General features: G+C 44.2%; 1 protein-coding gene. It reads left to right on the plus strand.

Annotated features, from left to right (window positions below; all coding sequences use genetic code 11):
• Positions 1 to 59: 59 nt before the first annotated feature.
• Positions 60 to 904: LysR family transcriptional regulator (locus tag A3729_RS04305; RefSeq protein WP_197475555.1), on the plus strand; the 845-nt coding region annotated here is incomplete at its 3' end.

A 904-nucleotide genomic window follows, 5' to 3' on the forward strand; every position in this document is an offset into this window, starting at 1 on the left:
TTATTATTATGTATGCTATGATTTTAAATCATACCAATAGCTGTGGGTTAGCCTTGCTCATGAATCTAGTCACACTTCGCCAGTTCGATCTGAATAGCCTTGTAGTATTAAAACTGTTGCTGGAAACAAAGCATGTCACACGGGCGGCAGAACAATTAAACCTCACACAATCAGCAGTTAGCCGAACCTTGGGTAAACTAAGAGAAGCCTTTCAAGACCCATTACTTGTGCGCTCTGGAAAAGGTTTATTACTGACTAAGAACGCTGAACAACTGCTTCCCTTAGTGAATCAGGCACTCGAGCAAATCAGTGTTTTACTTGACCCTATCGAGTTCAGCCCTAAAGATTACGAAGGTACCTTAAGACTTGCAACGACCGACTATGGCACTAATAACCTATTACCAAAATTAGTTCCGCTATTGCAAGAAGCCGCACCAAAGTTAAGTTTATCAACAGTTGATTGGCGCTCAAGCCTACTCACTGAGCTTGAACATAATCAGGTAGACCTGATGATTGGTGGCGTCACCTCTCCACCCGATAACATACACCAACGCATCGTTGCTCAAGATAACTACGCAGGCGTTATCAGGAAGTCTCATCCCTCTGAAGGAAAGATAGACTTACAAGAATATATTGGTATGAACCATATCGTAATTAGCTCCTCAGGCACCAGCAAAAGTCCGGTTGATGACTACCTTAAAAGCATTGGTCAACAACGAAAGGTCGCGCTCACGGTGCCACACTTTTTTGCTGCGCTGGAAATCATCGCCGCGACCGATTATATGATTCTGTTACCCAGTGGTTTTATTCGACGTTATGTCGACCAGGATAAGTTTACCGTCGTTAGCGCTCCTTTCCCCATTCCACCCTTAGAGATCGCCATGTTTTGGCACGCACGGATGCA

The sequence above is a fragment of the Oleiphilus sp. HI0043 genome (genome assembly GCF_001634935.1).